Source organism: Mucilaginibacter sp. SG564, from assembly GCF_013149275.1.
Classification (GTDB): Bacteria; Bacteroidota; Bacteroidia; order Sphingobacteriales; family Sphingobacteriaceae; genus Mucilaginibacter.
This window is the reverse complement of record NZ_JABGNA010000001.1, coordinates 422762-442148: the sequence shown is the minus strand read 5'-3', so window position 1 is coordinate 442148 and position 19387 is coordinate 422762. Positions and strand designations below refer to the sequence as shown.

At 40.4% G+C, this 19387-nt stretch carries 15 protein-coding genes and 1 tRNA gene; 8 read left to right on the top strand and 8 right to left on the bottom strand.

What is annotated here, in order from left to right; all coding sequences use genetic code 11:
• Window positions 1-236: 236 nt before the first annotated feature.
• The 5 genes from FHW89_RS01555 to FHW89_RS01535 form a co-directional block, all read right to left on the bottom strand.
• Window positions 237-1310, bottom strand: a complete 1074-nt coding sequence (locus FHW89_RS01555; RefSeq protein WP_172333247.1) for a FecR family protein — start codon at window positions 1308-1310, stop codon at window positions 237-239.
• Window positions 1311-1397: 87 nt separating this feature from the next.
• On the bottom strand, window positions 1398-1937 hold the full coding sequence (locus tag FHW89_RS01550; protein ID WP_172333246.1) for an RNA polymerase sigma-70 factor: 540 nt from the start codon (window positions 1935-1937) through the stop codon (window positions 1398-1400).
• Between the two features lie 189 nt (window positions 1938-2126).
• Entirely contained in the window at window positions 2127-2855 is a 729-nt protein-coding gene (locus FHW89_RS01545) for an esterase family protein (RefSeq protein WP_172333245.1), read from the bottom strand.
• 32 nt (window positions 2856-2887) lie between these two features.
• Window positions 2888-3499 carry a GDSL-type esterase/lipase family protein gene (locus FHW89_RS01540; RefSeq protein ID WP_172333244.1) on the bottom strand — a complete coding sequence of 204 codons (612 nt, stop codon included), beginning with the start codon at window positions 3497-3499 and terminating at the stop codon, window positions 2888-2890.
• Window positions 3500-3621: 122 nt separating this feature from the next.
• Entirely contained in the window at window positions 3622-4713 is a 1092-nt protein-coding gene (locus FHW89_RS01535) for a phosphatidylinositol-specific phospholipase C1-like protein (RefSeq protein ID WP_172333243.1), read from the bottom strand.
• A gap of 255 nt (window positions 4714-4968) precedes the next feature.
• Here FHW89_RS01535 and FHW89_RS01530 point away from each other — a divergent pair, with 255 nt between their 5' ends.
• Entirely contained in the window at window positions 4969-5841 is an 873-nt protein-coding gene (locus FHW89_RS01530) for a nucleoside phosphorylase (protein ID WP_172333242.1), read from the top strand.
• A gap of 20 nt (window positions 5842-5861) precedes the next feature.
• On the opposite strand, the gene FHW89_RS01525 is transcribed toward FHW89_RS01530, so the two are convergent.
• Window positions 5862-6491 carry an HAD family phosphatase gene (locus FHW89_RS01525; RefSeq protein ID WP_172333241.1) on the bottom strand — a complete coding sequence of 210 codons (630 nt, stop codon included), beginning with the start codon at window positions 6489-6491 and terminating at the stop codon, window positions 5862-5864.
• 64 nt (window positions 6492-6555) lie between these two features.
• Here FHW89_RS01525 and FHW89_RS01520 point away from each other — a divergent pair.
• Window positions 6556-6629: transfer RNA gene (locus tag FHW89_RS01520), tRNA-Ile, on the top strand.
• A gap of 64 nt (window positions 6630-6693) precedes the next feature.
• Here FHW89_RS01520 and FHW89_RS01515 read toward each other — a convergent pair.
• On the bottom strand, window positions 6694-7044 hold the full coding sequence (locus FHW89_RS01515; protein WP_172333240.1) for a hypothetical protein: 351 nt from the start codon (window positions 7042-7044) through the stop codon (window positions 6694-6696).
• 283 nt (window positions 7045-7327) lie between these two features.
• Between FHW89_RS01515 and nirB the strand changes: the two genes are divergently transcribed.
• From nirB to FHW89_RS01485, 6 genes are all read left to right on the top strand, one after another.
• Complete coding sequence (nirB, locus tag FHW89_RS01510) at window positions 7328-9817, top strand: nitrite reductase large subunit NirB (protein ID WP_172333239.1); 2490 nt, start codon at window positions 7328-7330, stop codon at window positions 9815-9817.
• A gap of 51 nt (window positions 9818-9868) precedes the next feature.
• Window positions 9869-10219, top strand: coding sequence for a nitrite reductase small subunit NirD (gene nirD, locus FHW89_RS01505; protein WP_172333238.1), 351 nt, complete (start codon window positions 9869-9871; stop codon window positions 10217-10219).
• Window positions 10220-10793: 574 nt separating this feature from the next.
• Window positions 10794-12335, top strand: a complete 1542-nt coding sequence (locus FHW89_RS01500; protein ID WP_172333237.1) for an alginate export family protein — start codon at window positions 10794-10796, stop codon at window positions 12333-12335.
• Between the two features lie 24 nt (window positions 12336-12359).
• Window positions 12360-13655 (top strand): MFS transporter, encoded by a 1296-nt coding sequence (locus FHW89_RS01495; RefSeq protein WP_172333236.1) that lies wholly within the window; start codon window positions 12360-12362, stop codon window positions 13653-13655.
• Window positions 13656-13660: 5 nt separating this feature from the next.
• Window positions 13661-17194: a nitrate reductase gene (locus tag FHW89_RS01490; protein WP_172333235.1), complete on the top strand. Its 3534-nt coding sequence runs from the start codon at window positions 13661-13663 to the stop codon at window positions 17192-17194.
• A gap of 2 nt (window positions 17195-17196) precedes the next feature.
• The gene (locus tag FHW89_RS01485; RefSeq protein WP_172333234.1) at window positions 17197-18666 is read left to right on the top strand and encodes a rubredoxin domain-containing protein; all 1470 of its coding nucleotides are present in this window, start codon (window positions 17197-17199) and stop codon (window positions 18664-18666) included.
• 35 nt (window positions 18667-18701) lie between these two features.
• Here FHW89_RS01485 and FHW89_RS01480 read toward each other — a convergent pair whose 3' ends face one another.
• Window positions 18702-19346 carry a response regulator transcription factor gene (locus FHW89_RS01480; RefSeq protein WP_172333233.1) on the bottom strand — a complete coding sequence of 215 codons (645 nt, stop codon included), beginning with the start codon at window positions 19344-19346 and terminating at the stop codon, window positions 18702-18704.
• Window positions 19347-19387 lie beyond the last annotated feature (41 nt).

The following is a 19387-nucleotide window of genomic DNA, read 5'->3' as shown; positions in this document are numbered from 1 at the left end:
GAGCCCCCTGAAGCGGAAATACCCTTCTTGTTTTTTTCATTACATTTGTTTTGAAAATTAAATGGATAGAGTAAGCACTGTGTTACAATACCTTACTCTTGTTAATAAGTCCTATTTGTTTTTACAGGGAGGAGTGCCAGCTCTTCCCTTGTTATTTGGAGATGTCAGGAATCTGATAAGTAATTTTTCAATGTCATACGCGTTAGTTTTAGGGGTTAGTTAAATTGATTTTGTTTTTATTTTTTTGACAAGTAAACCATCTTCCCATCCATGCGGTAATTGAATGGGGTTGTTATTTCAATGATCCTAAGAGCATCCTGTAATGATTCTTTATCCAACAGACCACTTATTTGTTCTGCTTTAAGTACCTGGCTTTCAAACACAATCTGTACATTATATTTTCGTTCTATCTGTTTAGCAACATCTTCAAACAGCTCATTAGTAAATAATATCCGGTTATCAAGCCACGCGGTTTCTTTGATCTCATCGACCTTTACAATGGGCAATGTAATTACCTGGTATTCTATTTTGGCTTCCCTGAGATCACCAGAACGCTGTGAATTAGTTTGTGGTTGATTAGCTACCAATAGCTTTTCGTTGGGTAACAGTACTATATTCTTCTCGGGGTTATTTTTCAGTTCAACCTGTACTTTACCCTTGAGCAATGTGGTCTCGATGTTTTTGTCGTTATTATAGGCTTTAACATTAAATACTGTTCCCAGTACTTTTATAGTTAGTTTATTGGTATGTACAAAAAATGGCCGTTTAGCATTATGGGTTACTTCAAAAAAGGCCTCTCCAGTCAGGCTCACTTCCCTGGTATTTTTTGAGAAGGTTTCGGGATAAACCAGCGTGCTTCCTGCATTCAGCATAACCTTAGTACCGTCGGGCATTATTAACTTTTGAGTTTTGCCATAGGGAACGCGTGCCTCATGTTCAACCAGTTTTGCAGCCTCATCTGTTCGGTTAGTGTTCCGGGTATACCATAAACCACTTACGATACCTAGCACAACTACAGCCGCTGCTGCCCACCGCCAATAAAACAGGAATCTTACTTTGTTTTTAAGAGTGCCGGAGTTTTCCTCGGTGTTTTTTATTTTATACCAGAGCTCTTCAAGTTTAGTGCTGATATCTTTCTGTTTTGTTGCGTCGGCTTGCTTTGTGTTGCCTTTTAAAGCATCAGTTACCTGGTGCAGTTTTTTAGACTCCGGAAATTGTTCAAGAAATGTGTTAAGTTCGGCTAATTCTTTAGCAGTGGCGGTTTTGCCCATGCTTTTAGCCATTAACTCAATAAACCTGGATTTGCCCATAATAATTAGTATACCCCGTAAGGACACACAACTCTTAGGTTTTTCCTAAAAGAAATAAAAAAAAATTGAAGAAGACATTTTAGAATATTATTTACCCCTAAGCGCGTCATCTAACTTTTTAAGGGCGATGGCCAATTGCGCAAAAACAGTTTTATTGGAAAGGCCAAGAATATCGGCAACTTCATTGCAGGACAAATCGTCCTCCTTAACCATTTTAAATATAAGTTTGCAGCGCGGCGGTAATTGATTAACAGCATTTAAAACCCGGGCCTCCAATTCCTTGCTGATCAATAAATGAGAAGGATCAACTGATAATCGAAAATAATAGGTTTCAACAAGCTGAAGTTCTTTTATTTTTTTTGTAGATGTGTTGCGCAGGTGATTCAGACAGGCATTTTTTATTAATACATACAGATACACCTGCACATTCCGGATAGTATCCAGATCTTGACGACCTATCCATATTTTCAAAAATGCATCATTTACAATTTCCTGTGCAACTTCCCGATCGCCAAGAATCGAATAAGCAAATTTATTAAGCCTGGATTCATTCAGTGTGTACAGCTCACTAAATGCAGTCTCGTCTCCATGAATCTGAATACGACGAATATGTTCCTGTGTATCCACAACAGACGACATTTTTAACAGGGGCTTAATTAATTGAGAAATGCTTTTACAAGCAAAAGTGTAAATTTATTATAACATAATAATGGACTATATTGGCATATTTATACATCAAGCAAAATATAATCCATCATTTTATAATAATTAGGTAACACGCATGTGGGTTGGTATGCTCAGCTAAATTTAGGCGCATCATAAATAGTTGGCTACCATTTGTCGCCATGCACGAGCCTGATGTGCTTCGTTATCCCATATGTACAAGGAATTGCTAATCCCTTTACTTGTTAGCAGATTACTTAAGGTTTGATTATTATCTAATAAAACATCTGCATTTCCAACAGCCAGAACAATGTACAGTTGCCTTAATATTTCAAGTTTGCTTTCATCTGTTAAATTGGGGATATATTGTAAAGGCATGTTAAAATATACATTTTCATCCCAATACCCCTCTAACAGATCTTCGTAATGACCTATCTTGCTGGCAAGATCATACCTCCCGCTCATGCCAACAACCTTATTAAATACCCCGGGATGCCTTAATGAAATATTTACCGCATGATATGCGCCCAAACTACAGCCTGCCGCTATTTTAAAGGAGTTAGGATTTTTAACATCCATGTATGGTATAACTTCCTGGAGGATATATTCTTCGTATTGAATATGCCTCGATATTTTCACTGAGGGATGAAAGCCAGTGCTATAAAAGCTTTCGGTGTCGAAACTATCAACACAATAAACCTGGATATATCCGTTTTCAATTTTAGGCCTTAGTGCTTCGATCACGCGCCAGTTCTCATAGTCATAAAACCGCCCCATTCTTGCCGGAAAAAACAAAACAGAAGCTCCGCCATAGCCAAATATCAGCATCTCCATATTTTTTTGAAGAACCGGGCTATACCATTGCGTGTATTCTCTGTCCATACCTTATGCAAGATGCCTCTATGGTGTGATATTTATATTAATTCTGCATGAAAATTCTCCGAAAGCCTGGCATAAATTGCTTGTTTCCATAAAGCATAGCCCTTTTTACTTAGATGGAGTCCGTCTGACTGAAAATATTCTTTATCAGGATACCCATCTTTATTTAACATTTTATGATATATATTGATAAATTTCCAGTTATCATCACGTTTGATGATCTCATTTTCAATAATATTATTGGTGTATCTGAGCGAATTAATCAGATCCCAGCGGGCTATGCTAGGTTTAATGGATACATAATAACAGGGTATAGTCCCAAATCTTTGTGCTATTTGATTGGCAAGTTGTTCAAAAAAAATAAATATTTCTTCCGGATGCCTTCCATCACCTAAATCATTATCCCCCGCATAAATTACTATGGATTTGGCATCGTAAGGCGCAACAATGCGATCAAAGAACCAGGAGCAGGCAGCAAGTGTTGAACCTCCAAAACCTAAATTAATTGGATTAAAGGATTTAAAATCGTCAAATAAAGTATCCCATAACCTTATAGATGAACTTCCATAAAACAACGTCGACGGCTCATGGGTTAGTTTTACCCTTTCTTTCTCAAGCCCCTTAACCTCATCTTCATACCAATACATACACTTAGCTATAATAATATAGGGATAAAAGTATAAAATTACAGCTAAATGCCAAGATGTACCGCGTTGTTACTTTGTATTTACTGTCTTTGATCAGATCAGAAACCTATTACAAGCCAGTCTTATTTTCCGGTTCCGTTGTTTTGCCTGCTGCTATTGAATGCAGGGTTTAAACGAAAATATCTATTACCCTCGTCAAAATTCACCACATAATCAGATCTAAAATGCGTACTTTTTAGATAATAATCGGTAGTGATGATTTGCGCTCCTGAATTACATGCTGCAATAAAATTGCTTTTATCGTTTGCACGGGCCTGTTCCGTATCAGAATCGGCACGAGTGCGGATGATATAACCTTTTTTAACCAGCTCCTTAATTTCGGGATCATTGGGGTTGTTTCTGATCATCATAGCAGCCTCCGGATTACCTGGATCTGTATTGGTAAACAAAACTCGGCCCTTTAAGGATGGATGGGCTTGAATATACAAGGTTCTGTCCTCCTTGGTGTTATCCATTATAAAGACAAACTTCCCCCGGGCGGCTTTTAATATTGGCCAATTGCCATGTAATACCGCTGCTTCAAGCGTTGCATACTTACCCCTAACCATATCCGGAGTAATCAGGCTGTTACCTAAACCATCCCTGATATCTTTATCTAACTCATCGAGGGTTTGCTCAGTAAATTTTTCAGGGACAGTACGATTAGGGTCTTTCGGCGTTTCATCCTTGGGCTCCAAAGTAATAAAAATTGGGTTGTGATCAGGGTGCGCATCAGACCATGTTTTTAATTGCTTTAATCCATCTTTAAACGTTAAGCAATGGCTGCGAAAATCGAGATCAATAATGTGAAATACCTTAAAGCCCGGTTGTTTCATCTCACCGTTAGGGTCAAAAGATGGTTGATCTTTAACCCAATCTAAACCCTTAGGATGCGCATATTTACCACCTTTTGAGTCTGCATAAATATCGATCTCTAAATTCAACAATCCCATATCCAATTGATCCGATAAACCAATATGTTCATAATCGATCTTATCGGCTGCTTCAGGATTCTGTTGCTTAAAAGCTTTAAACAAAGTAGGATATATAGCTTCCTTATAACTATTGTGCGACCCTATTACCTGTATTTTATTCATAGGCACATTATCATCACCATCACTCCACTGGCGCAGAGGTAAAATCAGTATCAGGAATACGCTTAAAAGGGTTTTCATGTTTATTATAGAGTTGTTACTTAGTTTAGCAATTTACAACTATCCACTTTTATTGTGGTGTTGTAATCAAAATTAAAAATTGTGTCAAAATTGCCCCTCAAATGTTTAATTGAAGTTAACTGTTCATTAAAAATGATAATTGTTGAAATTACAATATAAAGTCTATTCAATAAGGATAATTACATCGCAACATCCGGTATTTCAAAACCCATTGATTTTATTTGATTAATTTTATATCAACCAATAATAAACCACGTGGAAAGAATTTCAGAAACCGATCTAATTTTAAATAGTGATGGCAGTATTTATCATTTAAACCTACTTCCCGAAGATATAAGTGACACCATTATCCTGGTTGGTGATCCGGACAGAGTGCCCCGGGTTAGTAGTTTTTTTGATCATATTGAATTAAAAAAAGGCAAACGTGAGTTTATAACCCATACAGGCTGGATTGGCAACAAGCGACTTACGGTTATTTCCACAGGCATAGGCACTGATAATATAGATATTGTGCTAAATGAACTGGATGCCCTGGTAAATATCGATCTTAGCACTCGCCTATTCCACCCTCAGTTTCGCAGTATCGATATTATTCGCATCGGTACTTCCGGTGCCTTACAAGCAGATATCCCCATCGATAGCCTTTTGGTATCGTCCGGGGCTTTTGGTTTAGATTCCCTTATGCATTTTTATGAACACCAACTAAATAATAACGATGAGCAACTTTTAAAAGAATTCCATGAGGTGATTACCTCTCACTTCAATCTTAAACCCTATTATGCACCTGCTGGAAAAAAATTGCTCGACCTGCTCGGCAATATAGCTCCACATGGAATAACCCTTACCGCTCCAGGGTTTTATTCCCCGCAGGGCCGGCAGGTGCGTGCAACATCATCTACTCCTAACCTTCTATCCAGGCTTTCATCTTTCAAAAGCTCCAACGGCTCACAAATTACTAATCTGGAAATGGAAACCGCAGGAATATATGGTCTTGCAGCCTGTTTAGGACATCAGGCACTTTCCTGTAATGTTATTCTTGCAAACCGTTCTACAAATAAATTCAGTAATGATCCGCTTACCACAATGGATAATTTTATAGCGTTAATATTAGATACCATCAGCGGGTAAATCTAAATCGTTTACTGAAATTAAAGTTTCTCTCTTTTAAAAAACTGTTGTAAAGTATCGGGCGCTGTCATTAAAAACGTTTGTATACCCAGTTTTTGCGCAGTTGCCAAATGCTGAGGGCTATCATCAATAAATAACGTTTCGGATGGATTAAGATTATTTTCATTTAATACCATCTCAAAAATCGCAGGATCGGGTTTACGCTTACCTGTTAAATGGGAATAGTAAGTTTTTTCAAAAATGTGATCGTTACCATCATACCCGAAATCATTTTTCAGATAGTTCATGATATACTCATAATGGATCTCGTTGATATTACTGAGCAAAAAGGTGCGGTACTTATTCTTTAAACGCAGCAATAATTCATGGTTCCCGGACTCAATTCCGAGTAGCATACTGTTCCAGGCTGCATTAATTTGATCATTGGTTAGCTCAAGATTGCCGATCTTTTTCCTGACATAGTCTCTGAATTGATCGGCAGTGACTTCTCCCCTATCAAATTTATCAAAAATTTCATCCTGCTGTTTATGCCCAAAAAAATCCGCGGGATTATTGATTCCCAACTGTTTCCAGGCGGCTTGCCCTTTCAAAAAGTCGAGACTGAATATAACGTTACCATAATCGAAGATGATATTTTTAATGTTTTCCATAAAAGCGTTTTGTAATTTGACGGCAAATATGTAAAATTGCACCCGCAAACAAAAACAAATAACCGCGCCTATAGCTCAGTCGGTTAGAGTAGAAGACTCATAATCTTTTGGTCCCTGGTTCGAGCCCAGGTGGGCGCACAAAAGGCCTTAGCATCCGCTAAGGCCTTTTTTATTTCTTATACAACTACCAATTTCTTTCTATTTAACAATGTAATAAAGGATTAGGGTAGTTATCACTTTGATCTTCGGCTACATTATCTAAACATTTAAAATCTTTTTCGATGAGCAGGTGAAGCGGCGCAATGATGTCTTCAAATCCTACCTTATCTGTCGTCACCCAACTTTCAACCATAGTATCTGGCATAAAAATGGTTATTTTATTATCTTCAAAACTCGCCGAAAGCTGATTGGAGTCAAAAACTTGCAAAGCGTAAGTTAATACACCATTACCAAAAACCGTTTGCTCTTGCAAATATCCATTATTCGAAAAACGTTCCACATCGGTTTTAGTGAGCCGATAGCGTATTGAATTTCCTTTTATTCTAATTTTCATATCCTAAAAAACAACTAATTCAAACAAAAATTCAAATTTCTATCAATTATAATCAATTTAAACTATGCAAAAACGACCAAAATCATAAAAAAATTCAATTTTAAAAATAAAAAAACATTTAAATATTATAAATATCATAAAAATGTTCAAAAAATTAATTTTTTACCGCCTAAAAAATTGAAATATTAATTTAATTGGTTAATATTGTTATCATAATGCATTAAGGTCGCAACTACAATGCATTATAGATACAGTTTTTGCTTTAACATTTAAAAAAAACATTATGTTTCAACCAACCATCGTAGTTGTTGGCAATGGAATGGTGGGTTACAAGTTTTGCGAAAAATTATTAACCCGATCATCTCATTTCAATGTCATTGTTTTCGGTGAAGAGCCCCGTATTGCTTACGATAGGGTGCATCTTAGTGAGTATTTTAACGGCAAAACAGCAAGCGACTTATCGCTATCTACTAGCTCATGGTATACCGACAACAATATAGAACTACATCTTAATGATCCCGTTCAGGAAATAAATCGCTCAGAAAAAACAATCCACTCCCTCAAAGGACTTACCATCAAATATGATTATCTGGTATTAGCCACGGGATCATCAGCTTTCGTCCCCGACATCCCGGGTGTCGAAAAAGAAGGCGTATTTGTTTACCGTAGCATTGATGACCTGGAACTGATCAAAACTTACGCCACCAATGCTAAAGTTGGCGCCGTAATGGGCGGAGGGTTATTAGGCCTCGAAGCAGCAAAAGCATTGATAGATCTTGGCGTCGAAGAAACACACGTAATTGAATTTGCCCCTCGCCTAATGCCCCGACAAATAGACTCTACGGGCAGCGGGATGCTTTTATCTAAACTAAAAAACCTGGGTTTAAATATCCACCTCAATAAAAACACTGCAGCATTTGTTGGAGACCACAAAATTGAAGCGCTGAAATTTAATGACGATACCAGCCTCCCCATTGACATGATGGTCATCTCTGCTGGTATCCGTCCCCGTGATGAATTAGCCAAACTAGCAGGCCTGCATACAGGTACCCGTGGCGGAATTATCGTTAACGAAAAGATGCAAACCAGCGACGAGCACATCTTCGCTATTGGCGAATGCGCCCTTTACGAAGGTATGATATATGGCCTTGTTGCCCCGGGTTATGAAATGGCTGATGTGGTGGCCTCTTATTTAACAGGGCATGAGAAAGGATTTTACGGCTATGATATGAGCACTAAGCTCAAACTGATCGGGGTTGATGTAGCAAGCTTTGGCGATGCTTTTATCACAGAGCCAGATTGTCGTACCATCATATTTGAAGATACACACAAGGGTATATATAAACGTATCAATATCAGTAATAATGGCAAATACCTACTGGGTGGCATTTTAATTGGCGATGCAGATGCCTATAATATGCTGCTGCAAACCGTTAATAATAAAATCACCCTGCCGCCCAATCCGGAGGATCTAATATTGGGCTCCAGGGGTACTGAGGATAGCGAGGGTACTGGTGTAATAAGTTTGCCTGATGATGCATTGATCTGCTCATGCGAAGCGGTGAGTAAGTCGGCTATCTGTTCGGCAGTTAATGATGGAGCCTGTAGCATTGATGATATTAAAAAATGCACTAAAGCAGGTACGGGCTGTGGTGGCTGTGTACCATTGGTAAAAGATCTTATAGCCGGCACTATGAAGAAAAATGGTCAATATGTTAAAAATGTAATATGCGAGCATTTTGAATATTCCCGTCAAGAATTGTTTGATCTGGTTAAAATAAACAAAGTTAAAAATTACGACCTAGTACTTGACCATTTCGGCAAAGGAGATGGCTGCGAAATCTGTAAACCCGCCGTGGCCAGCATTCTGTCAAGCTTATGGAATGATGTAATCGTAAAGCAGGATACCATCCAGGATAGCAATGACCGCTACCTGGCCAATATACAAAAAGGCGGCACTTACTCGGTAGTGCCTCGAATCCCCGGCGGTGAGATCACCCCTGACAAGCTGATCATAATCGGACAAGTAGCTAAAAAATACGGTCTTTATACTAAAATAACGGGCGGCCAACGTATAGATATGTTTGGAGCTCACTTAAATGACCTGCCCGAGATATGGAAAGAACTAATAGACGCCGGCTTTGAGAGCGGACACGCCTACGGCAAGGCACTACGAACTGTCAAAAGTTGCGTGGGCAGCACATGGTGCCGATTCGGCTTACACGACAGCGTATCCTTTGCTATTGAAATTGAAGAAAGATACAAAGGCATCCGTGCCCCCCACAAGATCAAGGGTGGCGTAAGCGGCTGCATCCGCGAATGCGCTGAAGCACAATCAAAAGACTTTGGCATTATAGCTACCGAAAAAGGCTGGAACCTATACGTTTGTGGCAATGGAGGCTCCAAGCCGCAACATGCACAACTACTGGCCACAGATATTGACAGCACCACCTGTATCAAATACATAGACCGGTTCCTGATGTTTTATATCAAAACCGCCGACCCGCTAACCCGTACTGCTACCTGGCTCAATAAAATGGAAGGCGGCATGAGCTATCTCAAAAATGTGGTAATCAATGACAGCCTGGGTATTGCCGAAAAGCTGGACGAGGAAATGCAACAACTGGTTAACACCTATCATTGCGAATGGAAGGAAGTTATTGGAAGCCCCAATCTGCGCAAGCGCTTCGCTCACTTTATCAATGCGCCCGAAGAAAAAGATCCTTCTATAAAATTTGAAGCCATGCGCGAGCAGGTAAAAGCGCAATGGTAAATATCATAAATCTTTAAAAAAAAACAAACTTCCGGACTAAAGAATACTATCATGGAAACAGTAACAGATATTGAATGGATATTAGCTTGCTACACAGATGACGTACCCGAAAACGGGGGTGTATGTGTAAAACACGGCAATGAGCAAATAGCGTTATATAATTTCTCCCGCAGGGGAGAATGGTACGCTACACAAAACCTCTGCCCTCATAAACAACAGATGGCGCTTTCGCGCGGGATGATTGGCAGCACCGGTGATGATTGCAATCCCAAGGTGGCTTGTCCGTTTCATAAAAAAACATTCTCGCTTTTAACAGGCGAGTGCCTAACAGATGAAGACTATCAAATTAAAACTTATCCCGTAAAAGTAGATAACGAAAGGGTCTATATTGGCATTATTTAGCTTAAATTTACTTGAAATTCAAATCACTTCTATCTTTTACAAATAAAAATCCCTCAAAGTTCGAATTTTTTGAGGGATTTTTATTTTAATCTATTTTTAAGCCACAAAAACAATACAATTATCGATATAAATCTAATTTTATTGAAAATAACACAAATTTAAACACAATTAATCAACAATATTAACAATTCATAATAAATTAAATCAAAAAAACACATTATTTATTAAATAAAACAAACATAATGATGATTTTTATTTAACAATTATGAAATTATTATTATGAAAATGTTATTTACATGATTTTTACGATGTAATAAATTGATAATTTTATAAAAAAATTAGTTTTTATGATTTAAATCATAAAAATTTCAAATTAACATTATAAAAATTGATACATAACATCAATTTGGATATATTTATGACAATTAAAATTTAAAAAAGAAAGAATAGCAAAATAAATGCCTATGGATATAAACATTTAGACACAAAACATAAAAAAGCCCTGCCGGGAGGTCGCATTCCCAGACAGGGTTAAACAGTTTTCATTGCTTTAACAAATAAAAAACTATCTCAAATGTACAAAAATGTATTAAACCAATACACTATTCCTGCTATTGCATTTTTCTTAATCTGTTTTTCTTTTTCTGATGCAAATGCACAGCTATCGTTCGCGGGGCAGTTACGCACCAGGGGCGAATTCAGGGATGGGTACGGTACCCTGCAAACCAGCGGGTACAAAGATGCAGCGTTTGTTTCCCAGCGAACGCGTTTAACGCTTGATTATAAATCGAGCAAACTTATTTTTCACACCTCGGTTCAGGATGTCAGGCTATGGGGTCAGGATGCATCTACCATAACCCCTGCTGATGGCAATAAACTAAGTCTGCATGAAGCCTGGGCCGAAATTATTTTATCCAACAAAAAAGACACTTCCTTTAAGATCTCCCCAGTTGATTATTTTGCCATCAAAGCCGGGCGGCAGGAACTGGTTTATGATGATGAACGCTTGCTGGGTAACCTGGATTGGACACAACAGGGACGGCGCCATGATGCCATTGTATTAAAATTATTGCAAAATGGCTGGCAGCTTGATCTTGGTGCGGCATTTAATCAAAACTCCGATGCTATTAATTATAATGGTACCTTTTATACTCCCGCAAATATCCCCGCTACAGTAAAAGACAGTAAAGGGAATCTGGTCAATACCCCAGCAAACCTGATCCCGCTGATCAACAGTGCCGGACTGAGCGCTAAAAATGGCAGCCCCGCTTATTTAAACTCTCCCGGCAGTAACGCGGCAACTCAAAACTATAAAGCTTTGGAGTATTTGTATGTGGCCAAAAAATTCAGTAAAACCAAAGTGTCAGGTTTGTTCCTGGCCGATCAGTTTAGTAAATACATACTGGATTCGGTTAAAAATACTTCAGGTACCGATGTGGGTTATGTATATGGTAAACGTTTTAACCAAACGGGTGTCAATACCCGTTATACCACCGGGCTGTTAATCAATCCGGCCTTTGGCGATAAAAATCAGCTGGCATTAACCGGCGGGTTTTACTACCAGGGCGGTCATGATCGCGATGGATCGGAATTAAGCGCGTATACTTTTACGGCTTCGGTGACCTATAAACCCAATGTGTTAAGCTATACGGCTGGTTGGGACTATCTTTCTGGTAACGATGCTTTTTCTACTTCAAAAACCAACCACCGTTTCGATCCCTTGTATGGCACGCCCCATAAGTTTTGGGGATACATGGATTATTTTTATGCGGTAAGTGGTTCGCCAACGGGTGGTTTGAGTAATCCGTATTTAAAAATAAAGTATACCTCATCAAACAGTAGGTTTACAACAGAGTTGGCCAACCATTATTTTATGCTGGCTAAAGATCAGAAAGACATTAATGGCCAACCGGTAAGTAAATACCTCGGTACTGAGTTTGACCTCACTACCGGCTATAAGCTCAATAAGTTTACAGGAATCGACCTTGGCTTTTCCTACATGGCGGCTACCCGCAGTATGGAGTACGCCAAAAATATCACACCCGGCGCCGCTAATTTAAAACCAGTATGGGCCTACCTGCAGCTTAACATCAAACCCGAATTTTTAAATAAATAACCCCTGCTTTTAAAATTCAGAATTATGGAAAATCAACTTACTAAACTCAATATATTCTCAGTAAAAGGCGTGCAAATGCGCACATTCCACATTACCTGGCTCATGTTTTTTGTGTGCTTTTTTGGCTGGTTTGGCCTGGCTCCGCTGATGCCCACCATTCGCGCCGAACTACATTTAACCAAGGGCCAGGTGGGTAATATCATCATCGCTTCAGTATCGGCAACTATTATAGCCCGTTTGATTATTGGTAAACTTTGCGATACCTGGGGGCCGCGTAAAACCGCCATCAGGTTATTGCTGGTGGGTTCATTGCCTGTATTTTTTGTAGGGCTCGCACACGATTACACCACCTTTTTATTGTTCAGACTGGCTATTGGCATTATCGGAGCCTCATTTGTGATCACGCAGTTTCATACCTCTATGATGTTTGCACCACAGTTAAAGGGTACGGCAAATGCGGTAACCGGCGGCTGGGGCAACCTGGGCGGAGGTGTAACCAATATGGTGATGCCGTTAATATTTGCAGCCATAGTGGGTTTTGGCTATACCAAGGCAGAAGCCTGGCGATATGCCATGATCGTACCCGGAGTAATGATGCTGGTTATCGCCTACCTATATTATAAATACACCAAGGATACCCCCAATGGTAACTATGATGAAATTGGATATACCCAAGGCAAATCAACTAAAACCGACTGGAGGGTATTGGCCGACTGGCGTATCTGGGCCCTGACCATGGCTTATGCTATGTGTTTTGGTATGGAGATCACTTTTGATAACGTGGCCTCCCTTCACTTTGTAGATTCATTCCACCTGTCGCAAAGCCAAGCCGGTTTTTGGGCGGGCATATTCGGCTTTATGAACCTGTTTGCCCGTGCATTGGGTGGCATTGTATCAGACAAGGTTGGTCGTAAGTTTGGTATGCGCGGCAAAGGTTTGCTGTTGGCCGGTGTATTATTGTTTGAAGGCCTGGGCCTGACACTGTTCGCGCAATCGGGCACCTTGCTGGCGGCTATCGTTTCCATGTTATCATTCGCGCTTTTCCTTAAAATGGCTAACGGTGCTACCTATGGTATAGTGCCATTTGTAAATACCAAAAATGTGGGGTTGGTAAGCGGCATAGTTGGCGCCGGAGGAAATTTTGGAGGAATGCTGTTCGGTTTCCTGTTCAAATCTAACGCTATTACTTATGTGCAGGCATTTACCTATATCGGCTACACGGTTATTGCTGTGGCCGTAATTGTTTTCATTACCCGTTTTTATAAACAAACTATTCCCAGTACAGAAACTGACCCGGTAATAGCGGGCAGTATGGCATAAACATAATGAGCGTAAAAGCATCATCATCAAAAAACAGGTTAACCGTCAATGCCGTAACCTCTACCTGCTGTTATTGTGGGGTGGGTTGCGGCGTTGTGCTGAATAAAGAAAAGAATGGCAATGTTACACTACAGGGCGATAAAGATCATCCGGTAAACAAGGGGATGCTTTGTAGTAAGGGCATGAACCTGCACCATACCGTGAATGATAAAAGTGACCGCCTGCTGTACCCCCAAATGCGTTACAATAAAAGTATGCCCATGCAACAGGTAAGCTGGGATGAAGCGCTCGATCGCACCGCTGCTGTTTTTAAAACTTTTATCGATAAATATGGCCCTGATTCAGTTGCCTTTTATGCTTCGGGTCAATGTTTAACCGAAGAGTACTATGTGATTAATAAACTGATGAAGGGTTTTATCGGCAGTAATAACCTGGATACCAATTCGCGTTTATGTATGAGCAGTGCTGTAGCCGCTTACAAAATTGCTTTGGGCGAGGATAGCGTACCGCTTTGTTATGATGATATTGAACTGGCCGATTGCTTTTACATAATGGGCGGCAACCCGGCCTGGTGCCATCCCATTTTATGGCGCAGGGTTGAGGCCCACAAAGCCGCCAATCCCGATACAAAAATCATTGTGGTTGATCCGCGCGCTACGGATACCTGCGCCATTGCCGATTTGCATTTACAGATCAATCCCGGAACCGATATTACGCTCAATCACGCCATTGGTCGCCTGTTGATCGAAAATGGAGACATCGACATTAATTTTATAAATAATCACGCCGAAGGTTTTGAACAATATAGCGCCATTGTTTTTGAAAGAACATTGACCGAAGCTGCCCTTATTTGCGGATTGAGCGAAAGCAGCATCCGCCTGGCTGCAAAATATATTGGCGAGGCCAAAGGCTTTATTACCATGTGGACGATGGGGCTTAATCAAAGCGCTATAGGGGTAAATAAAAACCTGAGTTTGATTAATCTAAACCTGATCACCGGGCATATTGGTAAACCCGGCTCTGGCCCCTTATCATTAACGGGGCAGCCCAATGCTATGGGGGGCAGGGAAGTTGGTGGATTGTCCAACATGCTCCCGGCCCATCGCAACCTGGCTGATCCGCTACACCGGGAAGAAGTGCAAAAATTTTGGGGTGGTACAACCATTCAACCCAAACCGGGATTAACAGCAACTGAAATGTTTGAGGCCTTAAACGATGGCCGCTTAAAAGCCATCTGGATCATGTGCACCAATCCGCTTACCAGCCTGCCCAACGTTCGCATGGTCGAAGAAGCCTTAAAGAAAGCGAAGTTTGTGGTGGTACAGGAGATCAGTAACAAACCCGAAACGCTGGCTTATGCCGATGTAATTTTGCCAGCTGCTGCCTGGGCCGAAAAGGAAGGTACCATGACCAACTCCGAGAGGCGTATCAGTTATTTAAATAAGTTAATTGATCCCCCCGGTGAAGCCCTTCCCGACGCCGAGATCATTTGTCGTTTTGCCCGCAAAATGGGTTATAAAGGTTTTGATTTTGAAAACCCGGCAGCTATTTATGCCGAACATGTAAAGCTTACCGCCAAAACCAATATCGATATCAGCAGATTGAGTTACGAGATCCTGAAAGAACAAAAAACAGTGCAATGGCCTTATAAAAAGAAAAGCCCGGTCAAAGGCACAACACGTTTATTTACAGATCATATTTTTTATACCCCCTCAACAAAAGCGGTGATCAGTCCGGTTGCAGATACTTTAACCAGTGAAGCACCGGACGTTGATTACCCCTTTATCCTCACCACGGGCCGCATCCGCGATCAATGGCATACCATGAGTAAAACGGGCAAGGTAAACAAGCTTAATCAGCACTATAAACAGGCTTTTTTAGAGATCCATCCTGATGATGCAGCTGCTTTACAGCTTAATGAAGGTGATATTACTGTGATTACCTCTCGCCGTGGCGAGGTACGCGTACAAGCCCGGTTAACCACGCAGATAAAGCAAGGTGTGGTCTTTTTGCCCATGCATTGGGGTAAAATTTTAAATAATGATTTAAACCGGGCTAATAATGTCACCAGCGATCAGGTTGATCCCATATCTAAAGAGCCCGATTTTAAGTACTGCGCCGTAAATCTTAAAAAGTATAAGAAACCTTTTCAGCATATTGTGGTGGTGGGTGCTGGTGCGGGGGCCTATGGCTTTGTAAAATCGTACCGCGAGCTAAACCCCGACGATGAGATCACCATATTCAGTAAAGAAAACCACCCATTTTACAACCGGGTGATGTTACCCGATTACATCAGTGGTGAACAATCCTGGGAACAATTGATAAAAATGAAAGATTCGGAAGAGCCTGCCTATAACATTAAAATGCTGCGGGGTGTAAGTATCGAGAAAGTTGACCGTGCTACTAAACAAGTCATCGATTCGCGTGGGATTAAAACTTCATATGATGTGCTGTTGCTGGCTACAGGCAGTCGGGCATCAGTGCCCAAAAATGTGCCGTCACTGCCAGGCATATTCACCATGCGCAGCCGTAACGATGCCGATGGCTTTATAAAACATGTACCGCAGGGTGGCCATGTGGTTATTGTAGGTGGCGGCTTACTCGGGCTGGAAATGGCTGCGTCATTGCGCGAAATTGGTATGCGTATCACCATTGTACAGCGGGTGTCGCGCTTTTTAAACCGGCAGCTGGACGTATTGGGTAGCCAGTTATTGGCCGAAGAAATGACCGACCAAGGTTGCGATATTTATTATGATGATGAAGTGCAGCTGTTCTACGGTCGATCGAAATTAACCGGGGTGGGCCTAAAAAGTGGTAACAAAATAGATTGCGATGCCATGATCCTGGCTATAGGAACCACGCCCAACCTCGAAATAGCTAAGGATTGCGGTCTGGAATGTAAACGTGGCGTTATCGTAAATGAACGCATGCAAACCAGCGATCCTGACATTTATGCTATAGGCGAAATAGCCGAATTTGAAGGCACCATGTACGGCATTACCGCCGCCGCCGAGCAACAGGCCGAAGTAATGGCCAAATACATGAATGGTGACATTGCCAGTTATTACAAGGGCACACTGTTTATGAATATCATCAAAATTCATGGTTTTGATCTGTGCAGTATCGGCTTATCTGAGCGCCCTGATAATCAACACTATGAAGAGATTGTATTTATTGATAAAGCCAAGCGGTATTATAAAAAGTGTATCGTTCACCAGGATAGATTGGTTGGCACCATCCTCATAGGTGATAAAAGTGAATTTCTGGAATTTAAAGAACTGATAGCCAACAAAACTGAACTTAGTGAAAAACGCATCCAACTGTTACGCAGCGGCAACAAGGCCGAGCCGGTACTGGGTAAGCTGGTTTGCAGCTGTAATAATGTGGGTAGCGAAAATATCCAGAACAAAATAGCCTCAGGCTGTAATAATCTAAAAGATCTGTGCGCAGCTACAGGTGCTGGGACGGGTTGTGGATCATGTCGCCCTGAAGTAAAACGCTTACTGGAAGAAATGCTTAAAGATGTTTTGGTAAAATAACCATGGACGAGAAAGAAACTTATTGCATCAAAGTAAACCTGCCTGGTGGTGTAGTATCTGCCGGCGATCTTTATGAGCTTTTGTTGATAGCCGAGAATGCTGGTTCACAGTCTATTCGTATCGGAAACAGGCAACAGTTATTTTTTTGCATCGATGCAAGTCAACTGGAAGATCTGGAAATGGATATGCTGCGGGCCGAAATCAGTTATGAAATAGATGAAGATGAGTTTCCAAACATCATTAGCTCCTATGTTACTGACGCTATTTTCAACACAGAAAGCTGGATGAAGGAAGGTGTTTATAAAGATATATTTGACCTGTTTAATTTTAAACCCCGATTAAAGGTCAACCTGGTTGATCAGCATCAAACCTTTGTCCCTTTTTTTAGTGGCAACTTCAATTTCATTACCTCTACAGTAAGCAACTACTGGCACCTATATATCCGTTTCCCTAAAACAACCGATATTTACTGCTGGCCATCGCTGGTTTACTCGGACGATATTCCTGTATTGAGCCGGATAACCGAAAAAACAATCATGGACCATAAAGCATTGTTTTATGACCGGCAAAAGATCAATCATCAAAAATTCCACAACCTTGTTATCGCTCAGCAGGCTCTGGTTACCCAACCCATCACAGAGGCATTAAAACTCCCGGAGTTTCAACTCCCCTACTATGAAGGCTTTAACCGGTATGCGAACAATAAACACTGGCTGGGTATTTACCGGCGCAATGAACTGTTCCCACTGGAATTCATGAAAGATATCTGTACCATATGCCTTAAAAACCGAATCGGGCAGGTGTACACTACACCCTGGAAATCGTTACTGATCAAAGGTATCAGCGAAAGTAACCGTAAAGATTGGGGCATCATCCTCAATAAATACCGCATCAATGTACGCCATGCATCTAACGAACTAAACTGGCAGCTCGAAAACCTGAATAGCGAGAGCCTGGAGCTTAAACGGCAGCTTGTACGTGAATTTGAAGAATATGACTTACGCACCCACCGGCTTTGTTTTGCCATCAAAATGCAGCCCAAAACAGGGTTAACCGGTGCTATCATTATCAAGAAAAAGGAGCCCGGTGTTTTTGATATTTTACATACACGGGATTTTAACCCGAACTCGAAAGATGATGTTATTTACAAGGAAAAAGTACCGATAACCAACCTTGGACAATGTTTAATAGAGCTATGCAACTACTTTTATGGCATTTTAATTAATGACAACATCGTACTATCCGTTACTGAAAAGGAAGCTGAAGAAAAACCCGGCAAAGAAGCTCCCCCCGTCTATCAATGCAAAAATTGTTTCAGTATATATGACCAAACCTACGGCGATGCCGTGAACAATGTTGCTCCCGGAGTAGATTTTGAATCATTAGCGAATTATTCATGCCCTATTTGTGAATCATCAAAAAGCAGTTTCAATCGTATTGAAAAAAGCTTTAATCCTAACCCATTGAACTAATGTCAGTTCTTTTAAAGTAGCAGGCTCGTAAATAATTAAACTATGTTTTGATTAATAGCTTTTGCAACAACCTCTGTAAGCGAGGCTACATGGAGCTTATCATATATTTTTTTGATGTGGCTGCGTACCGTTTCATAGCTGATATTCAACTCATATCCAATCATTTTATAACTCAACCCATTTACAATACCACTTAATACTTCTTTTTCACGTGCGGTTAGGTTGTATTCTTCTGATGGCACTTTTTTATTTTGATACCCCTGCTGCAGCATGTTTAGCACACGCCTGGCAATAGAAGGACTCATGGGCGAACCACCTGTTTGCAATTCTTTAATAGCGTCTGTTAAAGAACTGTTTAACTGATTTTTCAAAATATAACCAGAGGCGCCGGCACATATCGAATCAAAAACACGTTCATCATCTTCAAATACGGTTTGTATCAGGATCTGGATATGAGGAAACTCCTTAGTTAGAATTTTTACAGCTTCAATGCCATTTATACCGGGCATTTCAATATCCATTAAAACCACATCGGGTCTTGAGGTTATTACATTATCAACGCAGTGTTGAGCATCACTAAAAGTACCCACTACTTCAAAAGCCGGGTCGGTGTTTAACAACAATATTATGCTGTTACGGATGTTTTTATTATCATCAAATATGGCTATTCGAATACTCATTCTTTCGATTTATTTTATGATTATTAGGGTAATTATAAAAT

Excerpts from the sequence above, each read along its gene's own strand:
- FHW89_RS01485 (WP_172333234.1), top strand. The coding sequence starts at position 17,197 with ATGGACGAGAAAGAAACTTATTGCATCAAAGTAAACCTGCCTGGTGGT.
- FHW89_RS01500 (WP_172333237.1), top strand. The coding sequence starts at position 10,794 with ATGTACAAAAATGTATTAAACCAATACACTATTCCTGCTATTGCATTT.
- FHW89_RS01490 (WP_172333235.1), top strand. The coding sequence starts at position 13,661 with ATGAGCGTAAAAGCATCATCATCAAAAAACAGGTTAACCGTCAATGCC.
- FHW89_RS01535 (WP_172333243.1), bottom strand. The coding sequence starts at position 4,713 with ATGAAAACCCTTTTAAGCGTATTCCTGATACTGATTTTACCTCTGCGC.
- FHW89_RS01515 (WP_172333240.1), bottom strand. The coding sequence starts at position 7,044 with ATGAAAATTAGAATAAAAGGAAATTCAATACGCTATCGGCTCACTAAA.
- nirD (WP_172333238.1), top strand. The coding sequence starts at position 9,869 with ATGGAAACAGTAACAGATATTGAATGGATATTAGCTTGCTACACAGAT.
- FHW89_RS01545 (WP_172333245.1), bottom strand. The coding sequence starts at position 2,855 with ATGGACAGAGAATACACGCAATGGTATAGCCCGGTTCTTCAAAAAAAT.
- FHW89_RS01525 (WP_172333241.1), bottom strand. The coding sequence starts at position 6,491 with ATGGAAAACATTAAAAATATCATCTTCGATTATGGTAACGTTATATTC.
- FHW89_RS01480 (WP_172333233.1), bottom strand. The coding sequence starts at position 19,346 with ATGAGTATTCGAATAGCCATATTTGATGATAATAAAAACATCCGTAAC.
- nirB (WP_172333239.1), top strand. The coding sequence starts at position 7,328 with ATGTTTCAACCAACCATCGTAGTTGTTGGCAATGGAATGGTGGGTTAC.
- FHW89_RS01540 (WP_172333244.1), bottom strand. The coding sequence starts at position 3,499 with ATGTATTGGTATGAAGATGAGGTTAAGGGGCTTGAGAAAGAAAGGGTA.
- FHW89_RS01495 (WP_172333236.1), top strand. The coding sequence starts at position 12,360 with ATGGAAAATCAACTTACTAAACTCAATATATTCTCAGTAAAAGGCGTG.
- FHW89_RS01555 (WP_172333247.1), bottom strand. The coding sequence starts at position 1,310 with ATGGGCAAATCCAGGTTTATTGAGTTAATGGCTAAAAGCATGGGCAAA.